Origin of the sequence: Intrasporangium sp., from assembly GCF_030452765.1 — a bacterium.
Classification (GTDB): Bacteria; Actinomycetota; Actinomycetes; order Actinomycetales; family Dermatophilaceae; genus Intrasporangium_A.
Map to the genome: position 1 here is coordinate 45,533 of NZ_JAKDLO010000005.1, position 6,955 is coordinate 52,487.

The 6,955-nt window shown below is 68.0% G+C and carries 10 protein-coding genes and 1 pseudogene; 8 read left to right on the forward strand and 3 right to left on the reverse strand.

All coding sequences use genetic code 11. The features are described 5' to 3' along the window. Positions 1-11: 11 nt before the first annotated feature. Positions 12-602, reverse strand: a pseudogene (locus L0H79_RS22120) (DUF4157 domain-containing protein); the annotation flags it as partial. A gap of 434 nt (positions 603-1,036) precedes the next feature. Beyond that, complete coding sequence (locus tag L0H79_RS01435) at positions 1,037-1,693, reverse strand: HutD family protein (RefSeq protein ID WP_301482753.1); 657 nt, start codon at positions 1,691-1,693, stop codon at positions 1,037-1,039. Positions 1,694-2,052: 359 nt separating this feature from the next. Here L0H79_RS01435 and L0H79_RS01440 point away from each other — a divergent pair, with 359 nt between their 5' ends. Both L0H79_RS01440 and L0H79_RS01445 read left to right on the forward strand, forming a co-directional pair. Then, complete coding sequence (locus tag L0H79_RS01440; protein ID WP_301482762.1) at positions 2,053-2,295, forward strand: type II toxin-antitoxin system Phd/YefM family antitoxin; 243 nt, start codon at positions 2,053-2,055, stop codon at positions 2,293-2,295. Further along, positions 2,264-2,557: a Txe/YoeB family addiction module toxin gene (locus L0H79_RS01445; protein WP_301482754.1), complete on the forward strand. Its 294-nt coding sequence runs from the start codon at positions 2,264-2,266 to the stop codon at positions 2,555-2,557. The genes L0H79_RS01440 and L0H79_RS01445 overlap by 32 nt, the downstream gene beginning before the upstream one ends. A 493-nt stretch (positions 2,558-3,050) precedes the next feature. Here the strand turns inward: L0H79_RS01445 and L0H79_RS01450 are convergent, their stop codons facing one another. Beyond that, positions 3,051-3,728: an alpha/beta fold hydrolase gene (locus tag L0H79_RS01450; protein WP_301482755.1), complete on the reverse strand. Its 678-nt coding sequence runs from the start codon at positions 3,726-3,728 to the stop codon at positions 3,051-3,053. A 200-nt stretch (positions 3,729-3,928) separates the two neighbouring features. On the opposite strand from L0H79_RS01450, the gene L0H79_RS01455 reads away from it, so the two are divergent. The 6 genes from L0H79_RS01455 to L0H79_RS01480 all read left to right on the forward strand — a co-directional run bounded on the left by L0H79_RS01455 (position 3,929) and on the right by L0H79_RS01480 (position 6,557). Further along, the gene (locus tag L0H79_RS01455) at positions 3,929-4,159 is read left to right on the forward strand and encodes a ribbon-helix-helix domain-containing protein (RefSeq protein ID WP_301482756.1); all 231 of its coding nucleotides are present in this window, start codon (positions 3,929-3,931) and stop codon (positions 4,157-4,159) included. Next, positions 4,146-4,493, forward strand: coding sequence for a type II toxin-antitoxin system PemK/MazF family toxin (locus L0H79_RS01460; RefSeq protein WP_301482757.1), 348 nt, complete (start codon positions 4,146-4,148; stop codon positions 4,491-4,493). The genes L0H79_RS01455 and L0H79_RS01460 overlap by 14 nt, the downstream gene beginning before the upstream one ends. 49 nt (positions 4,494-4,542) lie before the next feature. Next, the gene (locus tag L0H79_RS01465) at positions 4,543-4,935 is read left to right on the forward strand and encodes a hypothetical protein (RefSeq protein ID WP_301482758.1); all 393 of its coding nucleotides are present in this window, start codon (positions 4,543-4,545) and stop codon (positions 4,933-4,935) included. Positions 4,936-5,098: 163 nt separating this feature from the next. After that, positions 5,099-5,371 (forward strand): hypothetical protein, encoded by a 273-nt coding sequence (locus tag L0H79_RS01470; protein WP_301482759.1) that lies wholly within the window; start codon positions 5,099-5,101, stop codon positions 5,369-5,371. A gap of 377 nt (positions 5,372-5,748) precedes the next feature. Beyond that, the gene (locus tag L0H79_RS01475; protein ID WP_301482760.1) at positions 5,749-5,928 is read left to right on the forward strand and encodes a hypothetical protein; all 180 of its coding nucleotides are present in this window, start codon (positions 5,749-5,751) and stop codon (positions 5,926-5,928) included. A gap of 2 nt (positions 5,929-5,930) precedes the next feature. Further along, positions 5,931-6,557 carry a hypothetical protein gene (locus tag L0H79_RS01480; RefSeq protein ID WP_301482761.1) on the forward strand — a complete coding sequence of 209 codons (627 nt, stop codon included), beginning with the start codon at positions 5,931-5,933 and terminating at the stop codon, positions 6,555-6,557. The last annotated feature ends 398 nt before the right edge of the window (positions 6,558-6,955 follow it).

A 6,955-nucleotide genomic window follows, 5' to 3' on the forward strand; every position in this document is an offset into this window, starting at 1 on the left:
CGTCCCGACGACGTGTCTGGACGGAACTCGCCGTGTGCGAACGCGATGTCGCGACCGACGGTGAAGGCGCGGGCGTTCAGCGCGGCCGCCGCCACGTTCCCGGCGACGTTTCGATGCACGCGAACCCCGCTGAGGTCAAAGCCGATTCGCGGCTCCATAAATCGTCTGGCGCCGAGATCGAGCTGCTCCCCCGCGTCAAGGAGCGCGCTGGTGCCCGACAAGGTGCGGAGCATCGGTTGGTCGTGTGCGCGCAGAACGCGGTCGGACGGCGCGCGTGCGCCGTCGCGAGCGATCGACTCGGCCGTCGCCTCTGCTTCGCGCTCGCGTGCCGCATCCGTCCATCCGCCGCCCAAGGAAGCAGGCGCTTCCGCCCCCTCGGCTGCAAAGATGCGGATGCGGCCCACGTCGTGCGCGAGTCGCGCCTCGCGGTGCGCCGGAGCGCCGGTCGGCGTGTCCCGTCCTGAAGCGGCGAGCAGGGCAGGCGTCGGGTCGGCGACCGGGGCTGACCCTCGCGCCGCCACTCTGAATGGTGTTGCAGCGCCTGGGCTGCGGCGCGGGAGAGGCCGGGTGTGGTGGGCGGCCGCGGTGGCTTGGGCGTGCATTGCTCTCCATCAACGAAGGGACCTCCAATCGTCCCACGAGACTGCGTGTGGCATAAGGCCAGAGGAGCGCCCGCTGCGGTCGGCATCCGCTGGGGGCAATGTCAAGGACGTCTGTCGAAGGGCCTTGACCGCCTCGCCGATCTCGCCTCGCGCCACACCGCCGAAGACTCGCGGGTTGCTCGCCCCACGATCTTCAGCCGCAGCAATCAGTGCCGAACGCGGCCGCCGATGGCGCCGGCCGAGCCGAGTGTCCGGCAGGCCCGCCTTCAATCGACCCGACAAGGCGACGAGCAGCCTCATGTTGCAGTCGGACTCACGCGGTGCCGTCCGTCAACGGCCGCCGCGGAAGCGACTTCGAGAAGTGATTCTGGCTCGGACGCGAGTAGCGTTCTGGTAGAAGGCTCTTGGTCACGTGCTGTCTGGCCGGGGCGCGGTCACACCGGGCGGATGCGCACCACCACGAGACGCGGCGGGGCATCCCCGTCGCCCGTACCGGCGACGGATGAGATCGCGCGGATACCGCCCGCACCGGACCACCAGATGCCCTCGTGTGGCGCCACCTCGGTCTCGGCGCCCGGCGTCCCGGTCGGCTCGGTGGCGAGCCGCCACCTGCCCTGCAGGCTCATGACGAGCCCGGCGTCGGCCGGCTCGAGGTCACCGGCGCGCTCGACGAGGAGGACCTCGGCCCGGCAGCGGGCCCGACGGGTCATGACGTTGAAGTCCGTCGACTCGCCGCCGAGCCGCGCCGAGTCGATCGCCAGGTCCCCGCTGAAGCCGAACGGCTCGCCGACCGCGTCGAGAGCGTGGTCCACACCCGCTCCCCGTAGCCGCACCCCGTCTCCCGCGAGGAGCATGATCGTGCGGTCCACGCCGGGGAACGCGGAGAAGGGGCCGTCCGAGGCAATGGTCGCAATGCTGACCCGCCAGTCGAACTCGTCGAAGCCGGCACCGGGCGGCCGGCCGACCACCTCGCGCGTCGTGCCCCCTCCGTTCTTCCACGGGACGGCCGGGATCTGGGCCACCGCGAAAGGGTGGAATCCGTCGGGTAGCGCGCTGGGCGGCATACCGTCGCGGTCGGAGGTGGGACTCATGGGGGTGGTTCCTTCCAGGAGGCTGGGTCAGGACGCCCCGCCATTCTTGCCGAGGGTGACGCCGCGTGCCGCTTGGGCGCTGGACACGGTGCGGGTACGCGTCCCGATGTGCGTGGCATTTCGCCGAACAACCACTATTCGCCGTGGTGCGGCTCGCCGAGCACGAGCGATCTGGCCCACGGGCAATAGTGGCCGTCCGGCGCAACGGTGAGTCTGCTGCCCACCGCCTCACAGGTCGAGGAGGGACCGCAGCGCCTGGTCGACCTCAGTCGTCGGTCGGGGTTAGCAAGAGCTGCCCGTGTCGGGGACTCTTGTTCTAACGTACGGAATAACGTACGTTAGCGAAGGAGGTGTTCATCATGACCGCTGTGAGCGCAACCAACGCGCGTGCAAACCTGTACCGCCTCATCGACCAGGTGAACGATGAGTCCCAGCCGCTGACGATCACGGGGCAGCGCGGCAGCGCGGTGCTCGTGGGTGAGGCGGACTGGCAGGCGATTCAGGAGACCCTGTTCCTCGGGTCGGTGCCGGGGTTGGCTGAGTCGATCCGTCAGGCTCGCGCGGAGGGCGTTGAAGCCGGGGCCACCGAGCTCGACTGGTGAGCGACTGGACCCTGATCTACTCGCGCCAGGCTCAGAAGGACGCAAGAAGGCTGGCGAGATCGGGGCTCAAGGCTCGCGCCCGGAAGCTGCTGGATGTGATCGCCGAAGACCCTTCGCCACTCCGCCCCGCTACGAGGAGATCGTCGGCGCTCTGGCGGGATGCTATTCGCGGCGCATCAACATCCAGCACCGTCTCGTCTACGAAGTGGTCGCCGACGAGCACGTCGTGCACGTGCTGCGGATGTGGACTCACTACGAGTGATCCGTCGACGTGTTGCTGCTGCGCGGCCGGCCTCAGCTCAGCGGCACCTGGCTCGCGGCGTTTCGCTGAACGACCACTATTCGGCGTGGTCCGGTCCGCCGAGCACGGGCGATCCGGCGTACTGGCGATGGTGGTCGTCCGGCAGAACGCCGACGCTGCCGCGAACCGTCAACCGATTGCCGTCGTGATCGCGCCGCCAGGGAGGTCGAGCAACAACCATCACGTATGCCGCTGGGCTGGCTCCCGCTCGCAGCGCTCCGCTCGCCGCACCCTGATCGAGTGAGCATCGCGCCCACCGCGGTCCGTCCCAGCGTGCCCACGGGAGTGCGCGCGGGAGTGCACCCTCGGTGGGTAGCGCGCCCAGCGGCATACGGAATGGAACGGACTGAGCCAGAGCGGGGCTCGGCAGTCGACGAGCTCCTTGTGGTGGGAGTTCAGGCACCGATGCACTCGCGCTATTGGCACCTCTTCGACAGCGGGCACTCGCTGGGCCTCAGATTGCGACGAGGTAGTCGGCCAGTTCCCACGGTCGGGACAGGGCGATGAGGTGGCCGCCGGGCAGGACGTCCGGCTCGACGCCGAGTCGTTTGCGCGCCACGGACTGCTGGAAGGTCACCGGGAAGAAGCGGTCATCCCGTCCCGCCACGACGCGAGTGGTGATCGGCGGCCACGCCGTGAAGTCGCAGGGCACCGCGAACACGGTGTCGGTCTGGGGTTTCTCCTGACCGGCGCCGGAGGCCAGCACCTCCGGTGGGACGTCGTGCAGGAAGTAGGCCTCGACCTCGAAATCGGTGGTCCAGCCGCCCGCCTCGGCCGCGGAGCGCATGGCACTCTCTTGGCCGACGTGCTCCCACCAGTCCCCGGCGGTCTCACCGGGCTCCGGGATCATCGCGTTGACGAAGACGATCGCTCGCAGGCCCGGATGCTCGCCGGTGGCGGCCACCTGCGCCGCGGGAAAGCCCCCGAGCGACTGGGCCACGAGGATGACATCGGGGCTCGAGCCGACTGCGTTCGAGACGATCCGGGCGTACTCGGGCAGACCGCTGGCCGGGTCGTCAGCGGGTAGGTCGAGGGCCACGGCCTCATGCCCAGCCGCGGTGAGGAGCGGGACGACGCGGTGCCAGTACCAGGCATCACCTCCGGCGCCGGGCACGAGAACAAATGTCGTCACCGTCCACATTGTAGGTCCGCGGGCGCGGGGGGCGCGGGGCAGCCGTGGGATGTGCAGGTGCCTGGGCAGTCGCGACGAGCAAGCCCTTCGACAAGACCGCAGGCACGTGACCCAGCATGGTCTATGTCGGCGTGTACTCGGCCCAGTGCCTAATGCAGGTTCTCCGCGATACTGAGTACTACCGAAGTAGTATTCGTGGTATGAAACTGAGCATCAGCCTTCCGAAGGAGGACGTGGCCGCGCTGGACCGGTACGCCAAAGCCGCCGGCATCACGACCCGGTCCGCTGCCATCGCGCAGGCGATCCGCATGCTCCGCGACCCCCATCTCGACGACGCCTACGCCGCCGCGTGGGAGGAGTGGGAGTCCTCTGGTGAAGCGGCAGCCTGGGAGGAGACCACCGCCGACGGTCTCGCCGATGCTGCGCGGTGAGATTCGCTTGGTCGGGCTGGATCCAGCCCGACGCGGAGAGGCGAACAAGCGGCGCCCGGCGGTGATCGTCAGCAACGATCGGGCCAACACGACTGCCGCCAGGCTTGGGCGCGGCGTAGTGACGATCGTGCCGATCACCAGCAACGTGTCCCACGTGTACCCCTTCCAAGCAGCCCTGACGGCCGAGGAGACGGGGTTGCGCAGGGACTCCAAGGCGCAGGCCGAACAGGTACGCTCGGTGTCCGTCGACAGGGTGGGACTGCTCCTTGGCCGCGTCCCGGCCAGCCTCATGGCGCAGCTGGACGACGCGTTGCGTCTTCACCTCCAACTCTGACCCATACACGACCGAGGGCAGGACCCGAGAGCGGCGTACGCTGATTCGCATGGGGTGCTGGCTCACCATCGAGATACAGGACGCCGAGGTTCCCGCCAGTCTGTGGCGATCTGGGCGCGGCGACGCGATGACCGAGACCGCCATCACCAACGGCGCCACCGAATGGAAGTGGCACACGCCCCGATGGGGCGTCATCCTCGAGATCAGGTTTCCCGACGAAGCAACTCGTGAGGCCTTCCGGGCCCTCCCGGGCGTGCGAGCCGCTCTGGATGCGGTACCGGACCCGGTCCGTGGACTGTACGTCTATCCCGGTCGAGGCGGTGGCGCCCTGTTCCCGGTCCGGCTGCCGCACCGGCCAACACCGATCGCCGGTGCAGCCGCGGTTGAAGAGCCGCGTGAGGAGTTTCACGAGATCACGACATCGATACCGCCCACGAGGTGACCGCTGGACCTCGTCGACCGCGGGGACCCATGTCACCGTCCACATGGTAGGTCCCGGGCCCGGGACCGCTCGTCTGGCCCGGCTCGCCCGTACCGACTCACGAGGCAGGGGCGGTCGTCGCGTCACGCCCCTCCGAGCGGTGTCTGGCGATACCGTCGAAGTCATGGCGATGACGCTGCGCTTGAGCGACGCCGACGACCGGATGCTGACCGAGCAGGCCCGACGCGAGAAGCGCAGCAAGCAAGGGGTCGCCCGCGAGGCGATCCGCACCTACCTCAGCGACCAAGTTCGGCGAATCGAGGACCTGGCGGACGAGCTCGCATTCGCGCGCTACCAGCTACGCAAGCAACTCGGCGAGGTCACCTATGTTTCGCGGGCCGAGGCCAGGTCCGCCCTGGGGCTTCGGCCGGCGCCCTTGCGTGACGCGGGCGCTTGATCCATGAGATCGTCAGGGCCCGTGGCCCAGCCGGCCCAGCGGCGTACGGCATCAAGAACGTGCCGTATGCCGCTGCGCTCCTTGCCGCTCCAGCACGCCGAGGAGGCCGCTGAGCCGTATCCCGCACGCGCGCAGGCAATTTCGCGCAACCCACAGTGGAGTTGCCCCCACACACGCTTTCGAGGTCGGGGAAACCAGCGTTCACGACCGATCGTGGACCGTCATTCGTGCTCACGAGGAGGCCCGCTAGCAGCGGCGACGGATCGTGGTGGATACGGGGCGTCCCTCACGGGATCGAGATCAAGCGCCAAAGGTCTAGCTCTCTCGACTTGATCGATCTAGTAGTCTAGACTTACGCTGCGGAGCGGACAGACCTGGTGAAGCGGCTGAGTGCGATCGCCAAGGCTCAGGAGCACGAACTGGTCATCAGCGAGGGCGCCAACCACACCAAGGTGAAGATCGGTGACCGGCAGAACGTGGTTCCCCGACACAAGGACATCAACGAGATCACCGCCAAGAAGATCATCGAGCACTTCGAGACTAAGAAGGAGGACTGACCATGCGAGTCACCGCAACCCGCTCCGGCGATTGGTGGGCCATCGAAGCAGAACATGACGGCCAACCGATCTACACCCAAGCCAAGCGCCTCGACCAAGTTGACGAGCTCGTGCGGGATGCCTTCGCCACGCTTGACATCGACCTGGCCGACGAGTCGATCGATGTGGTTCCAGTGCTCGGGTCCGCGGACGTGGCCGAGGCCGCTCGCACGGCGTCGAAGCAGGCCGCCCAAGCGGCCAAGGCGGCATCCGAGTCGATGCGTCGTGCCGTGAGCAGGTTGCAAGGGGATGGCCTGCCTGTTCGCGATGTCGCCGTGCTCCTTGACATCTCCCCGCAACGCGTGTCGCAGCTGTCCTCGGTGCGAGTCGCTGCCCCGAAGCGCGCGCCGCTGAAGAAGGCTCCAGCGGCGGCGCCAGCTGCTTCCAAAGTCGCGAAGCGTGCAGCCGGGGGATCCACCACCGTGAAGCCGGCGGCGAAGCGAGGCGCCCTCGTCAAAGAGTCCCAGCGCGACCAACGGTCCCGTGCGATGCCAGCAGCCAAGCCCAAGCCCGATCGGCTTGCAGAAAAGGACAGCCCGCACGAGCGTCCCCGCGTAACGATTGCCGCCATCCGATCCGCTAGCCGATAGGGATAGCACGCGTCTTTGCGCCGCCTGGGTGCTCGCGCAGCCACTGGGCCCACACGTGCTCTCTCGTCGACGAATTGAGCTCTGCGCACATGAGCATCGCCATTTCGCCGGCAACACGTGAAGGCAGCCAGGTCCGCTGCTCCACGTGAGCTCAGACACAACAGCCGGGCGTAGCGACTCGACCGGCCTTCCTTGAGTGGCGAATAGCGTGAGTTGGTAGCGCTGGTCCGGGTTGTTGGTAGCGGGGTTCTGTCTTGTTGGTAGCGCGGGGTGGTGATCGCTGGTCTCCTTGACGGCGGCGGCGCGCTGGGCGTCGCCGTTTGTCTGCGAGGAGGCAGAAGATGTGGAACGTACCCGCTTTGGTGGACACGGGGATTAGCTGCCCGGGAATTGGAGGG

Excerpts from the sequence above, each read along its gene's own strand:
- L0H79_RS01435 (WP_301482753.1), bottom strand. The coding sequence starts at position 1,693 with ATGAGTCCCACCTCCGACCGCGACGGTATGCCGCCCAGCGCGCTACCC.
- L0H79_RS01440 (WP_301482762.1), top strand. The coding sequence starts at position 2,053 with ATGACCGCTGTGAGCGCAACCAACGCGCGTGCAAACCTGTACCGCCTC.
- L0H79_RS01455 (WP_301482756.1), top strand. The coding sequence starts at position 3,929 with ATGAAACTGAGCATCAGCCTTCCGAAGGAGGACGTGGCCGCGCTGGAC.
- L0H79_RS01460 (WP_301482757.1), top strand. The coding sequence starts at position 4,146 with ATGCTGCGCGGTGAGATTCGCTTGGTCGGGCTGGATCCAGCCCGACGC.
- L0H79_RS01465 (WP_301482758.1), top strand. The coding sequence starts at position 4,543 with ATGGGGTGCTGGCTCACCATCGAGATACAGGACGCCGAGGTTCCCGCC.
- L0H79_RS01470 (WP_301482759.1), top strand. The coding sequence starts at position 5,099 with ATGGCGATGACGCTGCGCTTGAGCGACGCCGACGACCGGATGCTGACC.
- L0H79_RS01480 (WP_301482761.1), top strand. The coding sequence starts at position 5,931 with ATGCGAGTCACCGCAACCCGCTCCGGCGATTGGTGGGCCATCGAAGCA.